The 19,346-nt window shown below is 47.2% G+C and carries 20 protein-coding genes; 14 read left to right on the top strand and 6 right to left on the bottom strand.

Going from position 1 to position 19,346, the window contains the following annotated elements:
• Positions 1-97: 97 nt before the first annotated feature.
• From BM367_RS02265 to BM367_RS02250, 4 genes are all read right to left on the bottom strand, one after another.
• Positions 98-1,045, bottom strand: coding sequence for a DMT family transporter (locus tag BM367_RS02265; RefSeq protein WP_092457130.1), 948 nt, complete (start codon positions 1,043-1,045; stop codon positions 98-100).
• A gap of 61 nt (positions 1,046-1,106) precedes the next feature.
• Positions 1,107-1,889 carry a polyprenol monophosphomannose synthase gene (locus tag BM367_RS02260; protein ID WP_092457127.1) on the bottom strand — a complete coding sequence of 261 codons (783 nt, stop codon included), beginning with the start codon at positions 1,887-1,889 and terminating at the stop codon, positions 1,107-1,109.
• Between the two features lie 153 nt (positions 1,890-2,042).
• On the bottom strand, positions 2,043-2,837 hold the full coding sequence (locus BM367_RS02255) for a 3'-5' exonuclease (RefSeq protein ID WP_092457123.1): 795 nt from the start codon (positions 2,835-2,837) through the stop codon (positions 2,043-2,045).
• 93 nt (positions 2,838-2,930) lie between these two features.
• On the bottom strand, positions 2,931-4,319 hold the full coding sequence (locus BM367_RS02250) for a UDP-N-acetylmuramate--L-alanine ligase (protein ID WP_092457120.1): 1,389 nt from the start codon (positions 4,317-4,319) through the stop codon (positions 2,931-2,933).
• A 140-nt stretch (positions 4,320-4,459) separates the two neighbouring features.
• Here BM367_RS02250 and BM367_RS12145 point away from each other — a divergent pair, with 140 nt between their 5' ends.
• The 3 genes from BM367_RS12145 (at position 4,460) to aroQ (ending at position 5,807) form a co-directional block, all read left to right on the top strand.
• The gene (locus BM367_RS12145) at positions 4,460-4,597 is read left to right on the top strand and encodes a hypothetical protein (protein ID WP_177224080.1); all 138 of its coding nucleotides are present in this window, start codon (positions 4,460-4,462) and stop codon (positions 4,595-4,597) included.
• A gap of 176 nt (positions 4,598-4,773) precedes the next feature.
• Positions 4,774-5,352 (top strand): UbiX family flavin prenyltransferase, encoded by a 579-nt coding sequence (locus tag BM367_RS02245; protein ID WP_092457117.1) that lies wholly within the window; start codon positions 4,774-4,776, stop codon positions 5,350-5,352.
• Between the two features lie 23 nt (positions 5,353-5,375).
• Positions 5,376-5,807, top strand: coding sequence for a type II 3-dehydroquinate dehydratase (aroQ, locus tag BM367_RS02240; RefSeq protein WP_092457114.1), 432 nt, complete (start codon positions 5,376-5,378; stop codon positions 5,805-5,807).
• A 3-nt stretch (positions 5,808-5,810) separates the two neighbouring features.
• Here the strand turns inward: aroQ and BM367_RS02235 are convergent, their stop codons facing one another.
• Positions 5,811-7,439, bottom strand: a complete 1,629-nt coding sequence (locus BM367_RS02235; RefSeq protein ID WP_092457111.1) for a S41 family peptidase — start codon at positions 7,437-7,439, stop codon at positions 5,811-5,813.
• Positions 7,440-7,561: 122 nt separating this feature from the next.
• On the opposite strand from BM367_RS02235, the gene BM367_RS02230 reads away from it, so the two are divergent.
• The 7 genes from BM367_RS02230 to BM367_RS02200 all read left to right on the top strand — a co-directional run bounded on the left by BM367_RS02230 (position 7,562) and on the right by BM367_RS02200 (position 14,666).
• Positions 7,562-8,431, top strand: coding sequence for an N-acetylglucosamine kinase (locus BM367_RS02230; protein ID WP_092457108.1), 870 nt, complete (start codon positions 7,562-7,564; stop codon positions 8,429-8,431).
• A gap of 132 nt (positions 8,432-8,563) precedes the next feature.
• The gene (gene murQ / locus BM367_RS02225; RefSeq protein ID WP_092457105.1) at positions 8,564-9,400 is read left to right on the top strand and encodes an N-acetylmuramic acid 6-phosphate etherase; all 837 of its coding nucleotides are present in this window, start codon (positions 8,564-8,566) and stop codon (positions 9,398-9,400) included.
• Positions 9,401-9,477: 77 nt separating this feature from the next.
• On the top strand, positions 9,478-10,086 hold the full coding sequence (locus BM367_RS02220) for a hypothetical protein (RefSeq protein ID WP_245759871.1): 609 nt from the start codon (positions 9,478-9,480) through the stop codon (positions 10,084-10,086).
• Between the two features lie 131 nt (positions 10,087-10,217).
• A complete protein-coding gene (locus tag BM367_RS02215) occupies positions 10,218-10,886 on the top strand; it encodes a succinate dehydrogenase cytochrome b subunit (protein ID WP_092457102.1) in 669 nt (222 codons plus the stop codon).
• Between the two features lie 14 nt (positions 10,887-10,900).
• A complete protein-coding gene (locus tag BM367_RS02210) occupies positions 10,901-12,877 on the top strand; it encodes a fumarate reductase/succinate dehydrogenase flavoprotein subunit (RefSeq protein WP_092457099.1) in 1,977 nt (658 codons plus the stop codon).
• Between the two features lie 18 nt (positions 12,878-12,895).
• Positions 12,896-13,651: a succinate dehydrogenase/fumarate reductase iron-sulfur subunit gene (locus tag BM367_RS02205; RefSeq protein ID WP_092457096.1), complete on the top strand. Its 756-nt coding sequence runs from the start codon at positions 12,896-12,898 to the stop codon at positions 13,649-13,651.
• Positions 13,652-13,661: 10 nt separating this feature from the next.
• Positions 13,662-14,666 (top strand): zinc dependent phospholipase C family protein, encoded by a 1,005-nt coding sequence (locus BM367_RS02200; RefSeq protein ID WP_092457093.1) that lies wholly within the window; start codon positions 13,662-13,664, stop codon positions 14,664-14,666.
• Here the strand turns inward: BM367_RS02200 and BM367_RS02195 are convergent, their stop codons facing one another.
• Complete coding sequence (locus BM367_RS02195) at positions 14,667-15,485, bottom strand: carboxypeptidase-like regulatory domain-containing protein (RefSeq protein ID WP_092457090.1); 819 nt, start codon at positions 15,483-15,485, stop codon at positions 14,667-14,669.
• A gap of 149 nt (positions 15,486-15,634) precedes the next feature.
• Here BM367_RS02195 and BM367_RS02190 point away from each other — a divergent pair, with 149 nt between their 5' ends.
• From BM367_RS02190 to BM367_RS02175, 4 genes are read left to right on the top strand one after another with little or no spacing between them, the layout of a single operon-like run.
• Complete coding sequence (locus BM367_RS02190; RefSeq protein ID WP_092457087.1) at positions 15,635-16,408, top strand: carboxypeptidase-like regulatory domain-containing protein; 774 nt, start codon at positions 15,635-15,637, stop codon at positions 16,406-16,408.
• 43 nt (positions 16,409-16,451) lie between these two features.
• Positions 16,452-17,858, top strand: coding sequence for an exodeoxyribonuclease VII large subunit (gene xseA / locus BM367_RS02185; RefSeq protein ID WP_092457084.1), 1,407 nt, complete (start codon positions 16,452-16,454; stop codon positions 17,856-17,858).
• 11 nt (positions 17,859-17,869) lie between these two features.
• Positions 17,870-18,127 (top strand): exodeoxyribonuclease VII small subunit, encoded by a 258-nt coding sequence (gene xseB, locus BM367_RS02180; protein ID WP_092457081.1) that lies wholly within the window; start codon positions 17,870-17,872, stop codon positions 18,125-18,127.
• Between the two features lie 43 nt (positions 18,128-18,170).
• Positions 18,171-19,316, top strand: coding sequence for a glycosyltransferase family 4 protein (locus BM367_RS02175; RefSeq protein ID WP_092457078.1), 1,146 nt, complete (start codon positions 18,171-18,173; stop codon positions 19,314-19,316).
• Positions 19,317-19,346: the final 30 nt, after the last annotated feature.

Raw genomic sequence — 19,346 nt, 5'->3', positions numbered from 1 at the left:
CCGGTATTTTTAGACAAATTAGGAAAATTCAGTAAAACCCACTGATCCTAAGCGTATCTGCTTTTTTTGCTTTTTCAGCCGGAAATACGCTTCCAGCCTAAGTTTCTATCCTTTGATTGACTGTGACAAACAATCCCATGCGATGTTTATACAAAGTATAAAGGGTTTGCATTAACACCGAAAGAAAAATGCAGGCAAAGCCCACATAAAAGCTCATATCCAGCATGCGGTTTTCATGAAACAAGGCAAAGGCGATGAGGATGCCGTAAACAGGTTCTAGGTTGTAGGATAGGTTGATGGTAAAAGGTGAGATATGCTTCAGGGCGCTGAGAGAAAGGGTAAATGCAAAAACGGTGCAAAGCCAGGAAAGAATCAACAAATACATCCAATCCATAGGAGCAGGCCAATGGATGCTGTGATGACGAAGATACCAGGGGCTTGCCAGGCTGAGGATAAGCCAGGCAAACAGCAGTTCGTACATGCTCAGCGTGCGAGCCGGAATCTGTTGGGCGGGCTTCTCGTTTAGCAGGGTAAACAATGCCGAAAGCACCGCAGCCAGCAACCCAAACATAATACCCAGCCGATATTGGGTGTTGAACTGAAAAATCACCACAATGCCGGCCAGTGCTAATAAGCTCAGGCCCACCTGTCGCCATCGCAGGCCATTGCGGTTGACCACCGGGTCGAGCAAGGCGGTGAATAAACTGCTGGTGGCGAAACAAACGAGAGCCACAGATACATTGGCATATTTTACACTGGAAAAAAAGCAAATCCAGTGAAATCCAATCAGGGCTCCGTTCGTGGCCAGCATAATCCACTGCCGTTGCGTAAAACGCGGCACCAGCCTGTCTGCTGCAGGAGCAAGTTTTTGATACCAGAGGGAAAGAACCACAAACAGCGGCATACTCAATCCCAGCCGGTACCAGACCAGCTCCTCGGCAGGCAACGTAATTAATCGTCCCAGCGGGCCGGTGATGCCGGCCAGCAATATGGCCACATGCAGTTCGACAAGGGCTTTGGACAATCCGGATTGAGGTGCCTTCATCGGAAGATGCTGAAGCGGCAAAGTTAAGATGATGCAGATAACCTGTAAGCCCCGGAGTTATTCATTGTGGTTGATGGGGTGTATGTGCCGGATTGTGAGGTACGCGCCTGAGTCGGCGGGTGTAATGCTTAAACAGGCTTTGCCATTGGATTTTCAATACCCCCAGGATGCCTTCCTTGATAATGCCTCTGTTCATTTTGGAGGTACCTTGCTTGCGATCCACAAAAGTGATGGGTACTTCAACCAGGCGGAAACCCAGTTTCCATGCGGTAAATTTCATTTCAATCTGAAAAGCATATCCCCAGAACTGAATTTCATCCAGGTTAATTTGTTCCAATACCTGCCGGCGATAACACACAAAGCCGGCCGTACTATCTTTAACGGGCATCCAGGTGATGAGACGAACATACAATGAAGCACCATAGGAAAGTATGCTGCGATCCAGCGGCCAGTTTTCGGTTTTGCCACCTTTTACATACCTGGATCCGATGGCTATGTCGGCTTCGTTGCGGGCACAGGGTTCATAAAGCCGGATCAGATCTCCGGGATTATGGGAAAAATCGGCATCCATTTCAAAAATAAAATCATACCCATTTTGCAGAGCCCACTTGAAACCATGGATGTAGGCTGTGCCCAGCCCCATTTTGCCGGGACGTTGTTCCAGAAACAACCGGTCAGGATATACACTTTGCATGGCCGCAACGATACCGGCCGTGCCATCGGGTGAATTGTCGTCAATGACCAGCACATCAAAAGCCAGCGGAAGAGAAAATATTTCCGTGAGAATACGGCCGATATTTTCTTTTTCGTTGTAGGTCGGTATGATTACTAAGCGATTCGTCAAGGCTAACAGCTTGAAATGGTTAAATATTCAACGTATAAGATGCGTATCGGGTTGCTAAAGCACCGATTCAGCACAAATTACAGAGAGTTCAGATCGTCACGTTGGGGTTAGCAGTTACAACAGATGAATGTGTGTGCATTTTTTTGGAACAGCTCAGGCCTTACGCGCCTGTTTTAAATTTTCCATTTGCAAGCTATTCCAGATTTCGGTTAACTTTTCCTTGGTATCCAGTAAAAATTCGCCGTTCATGATCCAGTCATAGTAATGAGGTTCTTCGGTCAATACCTGTCGGACCGGTTTGCCCTTGTGTTTGCCGAAATTAAACAGTACTTCTCCGTTTTGCCGGATCATGCGGCGGCCCACATCCACATAATCGCCATCGGATGTGAATTTAGCCAGGCTTTCCAAATCATCGCATGCCTGCAGTTCGGCATATTTTTTCAGCTGTGCCTGCAGTACTTCGTAGGTAGCCATGGCATCGGCTTCGGCGCTGTGGGCATTTTGAATTTCCTTGCCACAGTAAAATCGGTAAGCTGCGCTGAGATCTCTGGGCTCCATCCGAAAAAAAATTTTCTGCACATCTACTATATGCCGGTCTTTCAAGTTAAATGATTGCCCTATCCTTAAAAATTCTTCCACGAGCATGGGAATATCGAAGCGGTGCAAATTATACCCGGCCAGATCACAGTGATTCAGGAATTGTTTGATTTCGTTGGCTACCTGTTTAAAGCTGGGGCAGTCAGCCACATCTTCATCGCTGATACCATGTACGGCTGTAGCTTCGGCCGGAATGGGTATGCCGGGATTGATGCGTTTTACTTTGGTTTGTTGGGAACCATCCGGAAAAACCTTTACCATCGCGATTTCCACGATCCGGTCAATAGCCACATTCGTACCTGTGGTTTCCAGATCGAGGAAAACAAGTGGACGTTTCAGGTGCAATGACATAAAGGAATGAAATCTGCTTCAAAGTTAGTTTTTCTGAATGTTATTTGTGGATGCCCTGCTCATTTTTGCATCATGTTTACTTTTTTCCAAATTTCAGCGGGTGGATGCAGGAGAGGAGGAGGGTCGAACGGGTAAGTTGCGGATGTATTCGATATCCATTCCATCAAAATTTCCGGAGCTCATGAGCAGCAGGTTGGTTTCCCGGTAATCCTGTTGTTCGAGAAAGCTAAGCAGGTTGTCCAGGTTTTGAAACACATGCAGGTCGTCGCGACGAAAGCCCTGTTTGATAGTATCCGGTGTAAGTTCGGGCAGGCGTTTCAGTGCCAGGGCATGTGGGCTGTAAAATACTACCGCAACAGCAGCTTCATCCATGCATCCTGCATATTGGGTTTGAAAAGATGCTGACAGGCTGCTGTAGGTGTGCAATTCCAGCACAGCAATCAGCCGGCGGTTGGGAAATTGTTTTCTGAGTGCCTGAATCGTGGCCTTTACTTTGGAAGGGGCATGAGCAAAATCGCGGTACACGGCTGCATGCGGATACGATGCAATGAGCTCAAGTCGCCGGCTGGCACCGGTGAAGCTGGCAATGGCCTGAAAGAAGTCTGCACCGGAAATACCCAATAAAGCACAGGCTTGCCGTGCTGCCTGCAGGTTGAGCAGGTTGTGTTCTCCAAATATTTGCAAAGCAACCGGACGTTGCTGATCGTCATATACGAAAGTGATGCCTTTTTCCACTGTATATCTGGGCAGGCTGTAACCGATTAGCTGGAGGTCGGTGCGAGAACTTTGCTGTACCAGCTTTCTCACCGTGGCATCATCCTGGTTGTAAATCAATGTGCCATGAGGTTCGATGGCTTCGATAAATCCAGCAAATTGCTGCAAGTATTGTTCCCAGGTAGGGAAAACGTTGATATGATCCCATGATATGCCGCTGATAACGGCTATATGAGGTTTTAGCAGATGAAATTTAGGCCTTGGATCCAGGGCTGAGGCAGGATATTCATCGCCCTCGCAGATGATAGCCGGCGCATCGGTAAGTTGCACAGCCTGAGAAAAGCCAGGGATCGCGGCTCCAACGAGATAGTCGAACGTCCGTCCGCAGGCTTTCAACACATGCATAATCATGCCGGTAATGGTGGTTTTCCCATGGCTGCCGCCTACAACCACCCGGGTTTTATGGCAACTTTCGTGAGCCATGAATTCCGGGAAAGAGTAAATCTTCAGATTCAGGGCTTTTGCCTTTTGTAATTCAGGGTTATCGTTGCGGGCGTGCATGCCTACCACCACAGCATCCAATTGAGGAGAAATTTTTTCCGGAAACCAGCCGGGTTGGGCAGGCAGAATACCAGCTGCGAGCAGGTTGCTGCGTGCAGGATCAAAAATTTCATCGTCACTACCCGAAACTTCATATCCCTTTTGTTTCAGGGCAATGGCCAGCTGATGCATGACGCTGCCACCAATGGCGATGAAATGAATTTTCACGATTTAAAAATTACAAAATTTTTGTTGCTACATACAAAAATGATGTTCCCGGACGTTATGCATCGTAACCGGGAGTGAATTGACAGATTCCGGTTTTACAAAAATATCATAAAACCTGCTTACACCTAAATGAAAGCACTATGAAAAAGTATGTACCACTTGCTCTGATGTTATTGCTGATGGGGATCATGCTGATGAGTGCCTGCAGCTCATCGCGGATGATTGGATGTCCTTCACGGATTACTACGCTGCATCCGGTTTCTGCGCCCCAGTCTTAAGATTTGTTACCTGAAAGGTGTTTATCGGACTGCCATTTGTGGGGATGGGGCATTGCGCCGGTTGTGAAGCCTTTTTGCTCGCCATTTTTTCATTTTACTGCAGCCACGCAATGGGCTGGCAATTTTTTCTTCACAATCCACGGCAAACTGATTAGGTTTGTGCATATGTTTGTGATATGGCGGGTCAAGTTCCCCTGAAATTGGTCGTGGCTGTTACGGGTGCCAGCGGTGCGTTGTATACGCGTATTTTGCTGGAAAAATGCATGGTTTTATCTGCGCAATTGCAACAGGTGGATCTTGTCTGGAGTAAAAATGCCTTCACCGTCTGGCAGGCTGAGCTGGGCAACGACGATTACCGCCGGTTTCCCTTTCCGGTGTATGATGTGCAGGATTTTCAGGCGCCCTTTGCTTCGGGTTCAGCGCGATATGATGCCATGGTTATTTGTCCCTGCTCCATGGGCACGCTGGGGCGCATAGCAAATGGCATTTCGGGTGATTTGATTACGCGTGCGGCAGATGTGATGTTGAAGGAACGGAGAAAACTCATCTGTGTGATTCGGGATATGCCGTATAACCTGATTCACATAGAAAATATGAAACGCGTGACGGAAGCTGGAGGCATTATTTGCCCGGCCAGTCCGTCGTTTTACAGCAGGCCAGCTACCATTGAACAACTGGCTGCTACTGTTGTAGACCGGGTACTGGATTTGCTGGGTCTTGAACACCACACATTCCGCTGGGGAAGTCAGCATTGATTGAAATATTCAGTCTTTATTCCATGTTACGCATCACCATCATCAACGGTCCCAATTTGAATCTGCTCGGGAAAAGAGAGCCGGAGATTTATGGCCGTAGTAGCTTTGAGGCCTATCTGGATCAGCTCAGAAAGCGTTTTCCCGGCGTGGATATCCAGTATTTTCAGAGCAATGAAGAAGGTGCATTGATAAATGCATTGCACGAAGCAGGTTTCAGCCGTGATGGTATCCTGCTGAATGCAGGCGGGTACAGCCACACATCGGTGGCTTTACGGGATGCAGTAGCCGCCATTCCGGCTCCTGTGGTGGAGGTTCACATCAGCAATATTTTTGCGCGGGAATCGTTCCGGCACCATTCTCTGCTCAGCGCGGTATGCAGGGGCTGCATTTGCGGACTCGGTTTGGAAGGCTATGCCCTGGGCGTGCAATATTTTCTCGCAGAGCTATCCCGGTAAATTTTATTTCGGGTTTTGCTGCATCCAGGCCAGGCCTTTTTCGACCGTACGATCGGAGTTGAAAACGCGGACAGCATAATATCCTTCGCTGCCCCAGACGATGCGGGCCAGCTCTGCTTTAAGTCGGGTGAGGATATAGGCTTGTTCATCCGTGCTGAGCCGAATGGGTGGGTGAAGGCCTTGCTGCTTGCAAAAGGATAAAAATTCAGCAAGATCTCCGGATTGCCAGGAGAAGCCCGATGCAAAGTCTTTCCACGTGCGAAATTTTTGCTGGATTGATGGATGAGTCAAGTAATATTGAAGTGCAAAATACTGAAACAGTCCCAGTGCCCAGCTATGGGCAATAAAAGAATGGATAGCAGCAGAATCCAACGGTACCAGGATATCCGGGGTAATTCCGCTTTCGGCATAAACCACTCTTTTGCGGATGCGGGTATAGTAAGGGGTGGTATCACGGAAATGAATACTGTCGAGGCCAGACTCGTCTGTAGCTGGATAGCTGCTGAGGGTGTCATTATACGCAAAAAAGTCGGGATCCTGAGTATAGGGTTTCTGGATACACCTGCCGGAGGGCAGGTAATAACGGGCTACCGTCAGGCGGATGGCCCCTCCATTGGATAAATCATACTGTTCCTGCACCAGGCCTTTGCCGAAAGTCGGCCGGCCGATGATAACAGCCCGGTCCCAATCCTGCAGGATGCCGGCCAGAATTTCGCTGGCAGATGCGGAGTTTTCATTTACCAGCACAGCCAGTTTGCCGTTTTCAAAAATTCCATTGTCACTGCTGTAATAATCCTCCCGCGGATAATGGACTCCCTGGGTGTAGAGCAAAAGTTTTCTGCCAGGAATACATTCGTCGGCAATGCGTAAGGCAGCATCCATATAGCCTCCCGGATTATCGCGCAGGTCCAGGATCAACTGGCGCATACCCTGCTGCTTTAGCCCGGTCACGGCTTTTTTCCATTCCTGGTAAGTATCAGAGCCAAAAACATTCAGCCGGATATAGCCTGTTTCAGGATTCAGCATCACAGCAGCATCTATGCTTGAATTGGGAATTTCATCCCGTTTCAGGGTAAGTTGAAAAGGCCGTACCTGACGGGACCTTTTCACCTGGAGGGTAAGGGAAGTACCCACGGGTCCGCGAAGCAGATTCCGGATCTGATCAGCGGTGAGTGAGTGACCTGAAAGAGGAGCCTCATTGGCAGAAAGAAGCACATCACCCGGTTGTAATCCGGCCTTTGCAGCGGGTGTGCCGGGAATCACATGAAGCACGATGAGGCTGTCGTGCCAGAGCATGTATTCCACGCCAATGCCTCCGAACTCAGAGGATAGTTCCTCATTTACTTCGGCTACATCCTGGGGAGGAATGTACACCGAATGCGGGTCAAGATGATGCAGAATGGCATCAATGGCTGCATTCCGCAACAGGCTGTCATTCACGGAGTCCACATATTTGTTGTGGATTAGCATCAAAATCTGATCAATGGTGCCGGGATGGCCTACAAACAATTGCACCCCCCGGTGGGGTAGCTTGTAACTATCGCGCAGCTTAAATCCCAGAAACATGCCTAAGGTCAGCACCAGGGACAAAATCAGAGGTAGAAAAACCTGTAGTTTTTTGGATGGTTTCATCTGAACTGAAATAAATTATCTTGCATGCAGAATTTTGTGAATCAGGTCGTAAGATGCATTTTTGAATTATCTTGGAACAAAATTAGGGGATTCGAGCCTCTGCTTGTTTCAAAACTTTCCGTATGGAAGACACGCAAACCATCCTGATTGCCGATAGCGGATCCACAAAAGCAGATTGGTGTTTGCTGCATATGGGCCTTCCGCATTACTATCGCACATCAGGTATCAGTCCTTATTTGCTTAGCGAAAACCGCATCCGTGAAATATTACAGACCGAACTGGTGGCACATTTACCCAGAGGTATGCACGTTTCACACATTTATTTTTATGGAACCGGTTGTGCAGCCAATCACCATCAGCAGCTGATGCACAAGCTTTTATCGGAGTTTTTCCCTGCAGCACAAACAGAAGTGCATACGGATCTGGTGGGGGCGGCACGTGCGGCCTGTGGGCAATCTGCCGGAGTAGTAGCTATTCTCGGCACAGGTTCGGGGCTATGCTATTATGAACAGGGCCAAATTGTAAAATACAGGCCAGGATTGGGTTATATCTTGGGAGATGAAGGCAGCGGCACTTATCTGGGTAAAAAAGTGTTGCAATATTATCTCTACGAAATTTTTGATGAAGAACTCCGCGAAGCATTCTATGAAAAATATCATGAAACACGCGATGCCATTTTGGATAAAGTTTACCGGCAGCTTACGCCCAATACTTATCTCGCATCATTTTCCCGGTTTTTAAGTGAACATCGCGGGCATTACATGGTGGAAAATATTCTGGAAGACGGATTGAATGATTTCTTTTTTTATCACGTATTCAAATACAAGGAAAGCTGGACCTGTCCGGTACATTTTGTAGGAGGTGTGGCCTGGGCCTATCAGGATGTGCTGCAGGAGATTTGCATTTTGAATGAACTGCAGATAGGCCGTATCCTGCACAAGCCCATTGAAGGGTTGGTTGCCTATCATCAGGCTGGCATACTTCAATCCTGAGCTCATGCGTTGTATAAAATATATTTCTTTCTTGTTCGATTGCCCAAATGATCAGATTGGCATATTTTGCCAGCTACAGATAAACTCCGCCGGTGAATCGGACAGGTTGCAAGCATCGATTTATGATTAATTATGGCAGCATTTATCAAGATTACTGAACAACCATCTCCCCATCGTCATCTGGAACAGCTTAGCATTCGGGAGTTGCTCATCCGCATCAACGAAGAAGACAAGAAGGTGCCTTATGCGGTGGAAAAAGCCATTCCCGCCATAGAAGCACTGGTGAGTGCGATTACCGACAAGATGCTGGCAGGAGGCAGGCTGTTTTACCTGGGGGCAGGCACCAGTGGGCGTTTGGGAATTGTAGATGCTTCGGAATGTCCGCCTACATTTGGGGTGCCGCATGGCCTGGTGGTGGGGCTGATTGCTGGTGGTGATCAGGCCATTCGCAAGGCTGTGGAATATGCCGAAGATGATCCAGACCAGGGGTGGCGCGATCTGCAGGCGCATCAGGTATCCACTAAAGATGTGGTGGTGGGCATTGCTGCCAGCGGCACTACGCCCTATGTGGTAGGGGGACTGAAACACTGCCAGGAGGCGGGCATTGTAACCGGATGCATTACCTGCAACCCCGGTGCACCCATCACGGAAGTGGCCGACTATCCAGTGGTGGTGGTCGTAGGGCCGGAATTTATCACCGGGAGTACCCGCATGAAAAGCGGCACCGCCCAGAAATTGGTACTGAATATGATTTCCACCACAGTGATGATTCAACTGGGAAGAGTGGAAGACAACAAGATGGTGAACATGCAACTGAGCAATGAAAAGCTCATTGATCGTGGTGTGCGAATGGTTATGGAAAAAACCGGATGGCAGGATTATGAACAAGTAAAATCTGTATTGCTTGCACAGGGTAGTGTGAAAAAAGCCATCGAAGCGATTCTTCAGCAAATGCCCTCTCCCCGTTAAACGTGCAGGCCCACCAGCTTGCATGCATATTTCGTAACCTGCATTTTATTAACTTGCAATTAAACCCCTGCCGGCACATGCTACCGGCACGGTTATCCGGAGAAAGGAGGGGAATGATCATGTATGACATTGAGCCATTTTACAACTGGAGGCATCTGTATGCAGCTGAAGAGGATGAATTTTCCATATTTTACGGCCGGCAACATGATGAATTTCATTTTACCCAAACCGTATATAACTACTACATTCATCCTCAATGGGATTCCTTTGGTGCCGCCAATCTTTATCTAAAGGTCTTGTTTGCTGATTATGATTACAACTATGCCATCATTGAAATGATGGGCGAGTGGAATGACTGCATTGAAAATGATATCATGACGCTGAAGCGGAAGGTGATTGATCACATGATTGCCAGAGGTATCTATAAGTTCATCTTGATTACCGAAAATATTTTCAATTTTCATGCTTCTGATGATTGCTACTATCAGGAGTGGTGGGAGGATGTCCAGGAAAAGGGCGGATGGATTGCTGTACTGAACATGCCTGAATATGTGGCTCAGGAATTCAATCGCATTCATTTATACCAATATATCCACTTGCTGGAACAAAATAACTGGCGAACATTTCAGCCGCAACACCTGTTTCATTTTGTGGACAATCAGATGATCAAAATGCTTTCCCGTTAAACCTTCCCGGCCTGTTGGCTGTTATGTTGCATAAAATTTCTTTTCATTTTCAGCCATCGTGCTGTAATTTTGAACGCCTTTTATGGAGCAAATCTTTCTCATTCGGATAATATCTTAATATCCTACAGACTATGAAGTGGCGACAATTATTCATTTCACCGGTAGGCAGAAAAATTGTGATGGGCTTCACGGGACTTTTTCTGATCCTGTTTCTCATAGTGCATGTGACGATCAATGCCTGCATTTTTCTGAATGATCATGGCCAAACGTTCAATGCTGTAGCCCATTTCATGGGTACCAACATCCTGGTTCACTTTCTGGAATTGGGGCTTTTTGTGGGATTGATTTTGCACATTGTGCAGGGCTGGATTATTTGGTCGTCCAACAGCAAAAAGAGACCCGTGAAATACGCGGTGTGGGGCGCAAAGGCCAACAGCCACTGGTATTCGCGTTCCATGGGCCTGCTGGGCACGCTTATCTTCATTTTTCTGGTCATTCATTTAGCCAATTTCTGGGCGCCCAACCGATACCATTATGTGGTGCATGGTGAGGAGCTGAATTTATTTGAAAGGATGAAAGCCGTGTTCAGCCATCCAGGAGTGGTGCTGATTTATTTAGGCGGACTGGTATCGTTGTCTTATCATCTCATGCACGGGTTTCAGAGTGCTTTTCGCACATTCGGGATGAATTCCCGGCGCTATATTCCCATTGTCAAGGGCATAGGTGTAGCATTTGCCATTATTGTGCCGGTGCTGTTTGCCCTGATGCCGATTCTGTTGTATTTCAAAGTGATTTCCTGATAAAAACGTAAAGTATGGAACTGGATGCCAAGATTCCCAAAGGAGCGTTGGAAGATAAGTGGAAACATTATAAAGACACGGTGAGACTGGTGAGTCCGGCCAACAAACGGCGGTTGGAAGTTGTGATTGTGGGCACGGGACTGGCGGGTGCTTCTGCTGCAGCTTCGCTGGCCGAGCTGGGCTATCATGTGAAAGTATTTTGCTTTCAGGACAGCCCCCGGCGGGCACATAGTATAGCTGCCCAGGGAGGCATCAATGCGGCCAAGAATTATCAAAATGATGGTGATTCCGTATTTCGCTTGTTTTATGATACCATCAAGGGTGGCGACTACCGTTCCCGCGAAGCCAATGTGTATCGCCTGGCCGAGGTAAGCGCTGACATTATTGACCATTGTGTGGCCCTGGGAGTGCCTTTTGCACGGGAATATGGTGGATTGCTGGCCAACCGTTCATTTGGTGGCGTGCAGGTACAGCGTACATTTTATGCGGCCGGACAAACGGGGCAACAGTTGCTGCTGGGTGCTTACTCTGCCATGCAACGCCAGGTGGCCCTGGGCAACGTAGAAGTGTTTGCCCGGCATGAAATGCTGGATCTGGTATTGATTGATGGCAAGGCACGTGGTATCATTGCCCGCAACCTGGTTACCGGCGAGCTTGAGCGGCATGCAGGCCACGCTGTGTTACTTGCCTCGGGCGGTTATGGCAATGTATTTTATCTTTCAACCAATGCCATGGGCAGCAATGTAACAGCGTCGTGGAAAGCGCATAAACGCGGCGCTTATTTCGCCAATCCCTGTTTTACGCAAATTCATCCCACCTGTATTCCGGTAAGCGGAGACTATCAGTCCAAACTCACGTTGATGTCAGAATCTCTGCGCAATGATGGCCGGGTGTGGGTGCCCAAGAAAAAAGATGATCCACGTAAGCCCACCGAAATTCCGGAAGAAGAAAGAGATTATTTTCTGGAACGACGTTATCCTGCATTTGGCAATCTGGTGCCGCGCGATGTGGCATCACGGGCAGCCAAAGAACGTTGTGATGCCGGTTATGGTGTGGGCCCCTCCAAAATGGCTGTGTACCTGGACTTTCGCTCGGCTATGCATCGGTATGGCCAGGCCGAGGCTCATCGCCTGGGCATTGCCCATCCGACCGAAGACCAGATTCTGAACTTGGGTAAGCAAATCATCCGGGAAAAATACGGCAATCTCTTTGAGATGTACGAACGCATCACCGGCGAAAATCCATACGAAACGCCTATGCGCATCTATCCGGCTGTCCATTACACCATGGGCGGGCTTTGGGTAGATTACGAGCTCATGACCACCATTCCGGGTCTGTATGCCTTAGGCGAGTGCAATTTTTCCGATCATGGCGCCAACCGTTTAGGCGCATCAGCTCTGATGCAGGGCCTGGCCGATGGATTTTTCATTATCCCTTACACCATTGGCAATTATCTGGCCGATGAAATCCGCACACCCAAAATATCTACGGATCATCCGGCCTTTGCACAGGCGGAACGGGAAGTGAAAGACCGGATAGACCGTCTCATGAGCGTGCAAGGCAAAGAAACGGTGGATTATTATCACCGTCATCTGGGGAAAATTATGTGGGACAAATGTGGTATGGCCCGCAATGCACGGGGACTGCAGGAAGCCATCAGTGAAATTCAGGCCCTGCGGGAGGAATTCTGGAAAAATGTTCGGGTGCCCGGCGACGCTAACTCCCTGAATCCGGAGCTGGAAAAAGCCGGACGGGTGGCTGATTTTCTGGAACTGGCCGAGCTCATCTGCATTGATGCCCTGCATCGCAATGAAAGTTGTGGAGGCCATTTCCGGGAAGAATACCAGACGCCCGACGGAGAGGCTTTGCGGGATGATGAGCATTTTGCTTATGTGGCTGCATGGGAATATCAGGACGGTAAAAATTATACCCTGCACAAAGAACCTTTGCAGTTTGAAGTCGTACATCCCACCCAGCGCAGTTATAAATAAACCTAAAATTTGACGATCATGCATATCACACTGAAAGTATGGCGGCAGAAGAATCAGCAGGATCCTGGGCATTTCGAGACCTATCAGCTCGACAATGTGAATGAAGACATGTCGTTCCTCGAAATGTTTGATGTGCTCAACGATAAGCTGATTCGCGAAGGGAAAGACCCGGTTGCTTTTGACCATGATTGCCGGGAAGGGATTTGTGGCATGTGCTCCATGTATATCAATGGCCGTCCGCACGGTCCCCTGAAGGGAACGACCACCTGTCAGCTGCATATGCGCCATTTTAAGGATGGTGATACCATTGTGGTGGAACCCTGGCGGGCAGCAGCCTTTCCGGTTATCAAGGACCTGGTTGTGGACCGCAGTGCGTTTGATCGCATCATGCAGGCGGGAGGATTTATTTCGGTTAACACGGGCAGTGCGCCCGATGCCAATACCATTCCGGTCGAGAAAGACAAGGCTGATGCGGCTTTTGCAGCTGCAGCTTGCATTGGTTGTGGAGCCTGTGTGGCAGCCTGCAAGAACAGCTCGGCCATGTTGTTTGTATCTGCCAAAATAGCTCAGCTGGCTTTGCTGCCGCAGGGACAGCCTGAACGCAAAACGCGTGTCCTGAACATGATTGCCCAGATGCAGAAGGAAGGGTTTGGCAGTTGCAGCAATATCGGCTCCTGTGAAGCTGAATGCCCCAAAGAAATCCCTATCACTTTCATTGCAAAAGCCAATAGCGAATACCTGAAAGCCATGCTGGCGGCAGATCTGCCGGAATAATTCCTGATTTATGCGTCAATCTGTTATCACATCTCGCTTTATTGCCCTGATGGTATGCGTGAGTTTGTTTTCACTTTCCTGGGGCATCTGGGGGCATCAGCATATCAATCGGGCAGCCGTGTTTGCCTTGCCCGACAGCATGCGTGTGTTCTTCTTCAATCATATTGACTATCTCACAGAAGAAGCTGCAGTGCCCGATTTGCGGAAATATGTCATCGGTGATCAATCTGAGCCTGACCGGCACTATATTGATCTTGAGAAATTTGGTGACCATCCTTTTGATTCCCTTCCCGAAACTTGGGATGCAGCCGTCCGGAAATATGGTGAGAAAAAACTGCATGAAGCCGGTATTTTGCCCTGGTATATTCAGCAAATGGAACAAAAACTGGAGCAGGCTTTTCGTAACCGCCGTACCGATGAAATCCTGTTTATTGCAGCTGATCTGGGTCATTACATTGCCGATGCCCATGTACCGCTTCACACCACTATCAATCACGACGGGCAGCTAACGGGGCAACGGGGTATTCATGCCTTCTGGGAATCACAATTACCGGAATTGTTTGGCAATCAATATAATTTTCACGTAGCTCCTGCACGCTATATTCCCGATATTCAGGCAGAAGTCTGGAAAATCATCCGTCATAGCCATCAGCTGTCAGACACGGTTTTGTTGGTGGAAAAACAACTGTTGGCCCGTTTCCCCAAAAATGAATTATACCGAAAAGACGCAGATGGAAATATCATGAAAAACAAATATGGACAGCTCATATTTTCTTATGCTTTTGCAAAAGCATATCACGAGGCACTTCATGGGATGGTGGAAGATCAGATGCGCAGGGCTATCCAGGAACTGGCCGATTTTTGGTATACGGCCTGGGTGAATGCAGGACGCCCGAATTTAACTGAGCTGGATGATGCATCGCTTACGGAAGCCAATAAGAAAATCTTCAAAAAAGCCTACCGGTTGTGGCAGCAGGGCAAACTTTGGGGCATACATTCCGGAAGTGAATATTGATTAGGGTTTGGTTTTAGGATGTACCAATGTATCGTCAATGGCATGCAAAAACAGGCTATCGTGCAACGGTGCATAAGTGGGTAAGATAGCCTTAAATTGGCGAGCAGCCTTTAAAATATCGGCATACAAATCGTAATCGCTTGCAAAGCGTACCCACTCATAATCGGGATGATAGTAATTTTCCAGAAACAGCTTCAGGGTATCGCCATGCAGCCCTGTCAGCTGCTCCACCAGGCTCACTTTGATGCGCGAGGCAATATATTGTTGTTGTTCAAATTGCTGTTCAATTTTCTGAAAATGCCAGATTTGCTTCTGGCGCTTACTCAAAGCATCGAATAAACCGGATATGGGATGAGCTACGGCACCCAGGCCATGGGTTTTTTCCTGTCCCAATGCAAAACCATATAATTCCCTTCGTTCCATGGAATCACGGTAGTAGTCTATTCTTCGGCTTTGTACCCGGATTTCATTGAGCAGATAGCCTGTGGGGCGCAAAAATACATTTACAATGGCTCCGTTTTTCCCGATGATGCGAATCTGGATGCTGTCGGGTGCATAACCGATGTAGGAAAATACAATCCAATCATGTAGCCGTGCATGGATGCGATACATCCCTGCGGTATCTGTGAGTGTGCCTTCTCCTGTGGATCGGTTTATCACTGTAGCCCCTGCCAGTGGCAAGCGGGTTGTATTGTCCATTACTTTCCCAAATACTACATCCTGGGCGTGGAGTTTTGCGGGAAACAATCCAGCCAGCAGCAGAAAAGATAGCAGCCAAAAAGGCCCTGGTTCATATTTCCGGAACAAACGATAACTCACTGCAGCATGTTTCTGACCCTTAATGGGAACTTGCAAAATACATTTTTCTGCACTGGCATGATGAGATGGGTAATCATAGGGTGTGTTTTCTCATTTTGTCATGAATAAAATCACGGGAAAAAACGTAGATTACCCGAAATGAAAACCGTATGAGCAGCAGCATAGCAGGGAAATGGTATCTGATATTGGGTATGCAAATGATGTGGCATGTTTCGTTGCTGTATGCACAATCAGCTTTTACAGGCACGGTCAAAGATGCTCAAACCCATCTTGCATTGTACCCGGCTACGGTGCAGAATCGTACGGCCGGTGTGTATGCGCTTACCAATCCGGATGGCAGCTTTGCTGTAGTTGCCCGCCCGGGAGATACCATCTGGATTGCCTTTCTGGGCTATGAAACCGATACGCTGGTGATGACGCAAAACATAGCTCATCATCCAGTGGAGATTGATCTTAAACCCATGACGCATAGTTTGCAGCCGGTGGTTGTGCATGGCGGATTGAATCCCTATCAGATGGATTCGATCCAACGCATGCAGCTATTCGGAGCCTATTTATCACGTGCCCGTCAGCCATTGGCGGGAACCTACACGCCTTCCGGCTTTGGCATTGTATTGAGTCCCTTTACCTATTTTTCCCATAAGCAACGCAACCTGCGTAAATTCAGGCGCATGTTTGAGGCTTATGAGCGGGCTGAGCGCGAAAAGTACTATCAAAATCTGAAGTTACAGCTCCTTGCTGACAAATACAATCCTCAGCGCATCATGGAAATTACCGGGCTGAGGGGCGATTCCCTGCAGGCATTTCTGCATACCATGCAACCTGATACCAGTTTCTTGCTTCAAGCGCCTCAGGATGCTGTGGATATGTACATTCGCCAGCAATATCAGAAATTTTTGCATCAGAAAAAGAGTAACAGATGAACTTTCACATGAGATGCAGAAAATATGATAATTTCGGAGGTATATGTCTCTGCAACCCAAACAGCCATATTTGAGTTTGTACGAACTTTCGCTCTGGATTAAAAACACGATACAACAGGCATTTCCAGAGCGGATATGGATTAAAGCGGAAATCCACAAACTCAACTATTATCCTCACTCAGGGCATTGTTATCCTGATCTTGTCGAAAAACGCGAGGATAAGATTGTAGCGGAAATGCGGGGATTGTTATGGAGCAGTCATTATCGCAGAATCAATGCAGCCTTTCAGCGCCTTACTGGAGAACCCTTGCGCGATGGATTAAAAGTGTTGTGTTTAGTAGAAATTACATTTGATACCCGAAGAGGCATAGCGTTAATGATTCATGATATCGATCCCAGTTTTACCCTGGGTGATCTGGAGAAAGAAAAGCAACAAACCATACAGCGGTTAAAACAGGAAGGATATTTTGATTGCAACCGTCAGCTTCCGATTCCACTTTTACCCAAGCGCATAGCTGTTATATCTGCTCTTACCAGTCGCGGATATGCGGATTTTATGAATGTGCTTCAACAACGAAGCGACCAATATAAGATCATCTGCAAATTGTTTCCGGCATGGCTGCAGGGCGACAAAGCCGTTGCATCAATTATTGCCCAGCTCAATCATATCAGGCGATATAAAGATGTTTTTGATGTAGTGGCTATCATTCGCGGCGGTGGCGGAGAAACGGGTCTTGCGGCTTTTAATGATTATTTGCTTGCAAAAGAAGTAGCCACATTTCCTTTGCCTGTATTGACAGGTATTGGTCATGCTACCAATCAGACGGTCACGGAAATGGTGGCCTGTGTGAATTGCATCACGCCTACCAAACTTGCTGAGTTTCTGATAGAACGTTTTGATGCATTTGCCGACACTTTGCACAAAGCCGAAGATAGCCTTATTCGTTCTACACGCATGCAAATGCATGCTCATAAAGAGCAATTGTTGCTTACAGGCCGGCAGCTGGAAGTGCATGTCTCCCATGATCTCATGCAGCATCGTCAACAAATCGTATATGAACAAAAATCTTTGAATAAAGGTTGTATTCGTGTTTTGCAGGAACATCAAACGGAAATCCGTATGCTGGCTCGCATGATAGGAAAAGAAAGCAGGCATTTGTTGCAGCAAAACCGACATGTTATCCTGCAATGGGTTACTGCATTTGAAAAAAATATCAGGCAGCTTATTTCACAATTTCATCAGCAAATGAATATCCGGGAAAAACAAATTCATTGGTATGATCCAATTCATACCATGAAAAGAGGATTTACCATTACATTGCATAACGGTAAAATGGTAAGCAGTGTTACCCAGCTTCGGCCCGATGATCGGATTACCACGCGCTTTGCTGATGGGGAGGTAGATAGCCATATCGAACGGATCCGGGATAATGAATTTCATGATCATTAATCATCCATATTATGTCAGAAGAAATCACCTATACACAGGCATTTGAAGAACTTCAGCAGATTGTAGGTTTGATAGAGCGCGGAGAAATCACTATTGACGAACTCTCTGCAAAGGTGAAGCGTGCTGCTTTCCTGATCAGGATATGCAGACAAAAATTAGCAGAAACTGAACAGGATATAGAAGAAGTTTTGAAAAGTATCGATGAGGATAAAAAACTTTCTTCTGCTGATGATCAGATACAAACAGAGAATGAGGATCTGCCATTTTAGATTTTCTTCTTTTTCATCCATGTTTGTTTAATCAACCCTGATTATGATAGCGGCCAGCCGGAAGATCATGATCATTATCAATGATGATCAATTTTTTTGTTCTCATTTTCTTCCATTGTTTTCGCGTGTATTTCATGGGCAATCTTCTTGTGTGTATGTGGTGAGTCGTGACAATGGTTATCGTACAACCATTGAGCAGGCAGGATTTACCTTTATTTCGGCTGCTGTGCGTCGCGGAAAAGGAGATGCGTGGCATAATGCTTTGTTTTTTCTGCAATTAATTCGTTTATATGTAGTGTATAAACCCGATGTGGTTTTGCTCATTTCATTGAAGATTATTGTATTCGGTTCACTGGCTGCATTTTTTGTACCTTCTTTGCGAGTATTGAATTATTTCAGCGGACTGGGCCATGTGTTTTTGTTACCTGAGAATCATTGGATGCGGAGGGCTATACAATGGTTACTTCGGTTCGCAGGCAAAAGAAAAAACAATTGGTATTTGTTTGAAACAAAAGATGATCAACAACTGATACATCACATCATCCAATCATCGTATGATCATTATCTGGTGATGCACGGCCTGGGTGTGCCCTTGCAGGAATTTAAGTTTACGGAATTACCGAATCAGCATCCGATGGTTGTTTTGTTTCCCGCACGCATCATCAGTACAAAGGGATTGTTTGAATTGCATCTGTTGGTGAAAAATTATCGGCAGGAATGGCAGGGCAGAATTAAATTTTTGCTTGCTGGTAAAATAGATCCTTACAATCCGGCTTATATTGATCCTCAAAAACTTCATGAATTATTGATTCCCGGATATCTGGAATGGTTGGGTTATGTGCAGGATATGGCTCCCTGTTACGCCAAAGCCGATGTCGTAATATTGCTTTCTTACCGGGAAGGCGTTCCCCGTGTGCTGATGGAAGCCTGTGCTGCCGGCCGCCCCATCGTTACTTTTGATGTTCCGGGATGCCGGGAATGTGTGCGGGAAGGGAAAAACGGCTTTCTGATTCCCTTTGGGGATATGGCTGCTTTGCATGATAAAATTAACCTGCTTGCTTCTGATCCACAATTGAGAAAAGCCATGGGAGCTTGTTCCAGGCAAATAGCAAAAGAAAATTTTGATATCGAAGATGCGGCAAAACGCTGGAAAGCCTTATTGGGTAAATACCTCCCTGATGGTACCTGAAGGCTGCCATAACGCAAATAAATATTAACT

Source organism: Thermoflavifilum thermophilum (genome assembly GCF_900116565.1).
GTDB classification, from domain to species: Bacteria; Bacteroidota; Bacteroidia; order Chitinophagales; family Chitinophagaceae; genus Thermoflavifilum; species Thermoflavifilum thermophilum.
This window is presented reverse-complemented; position numbering and strand designations above follow the sequence as displayed.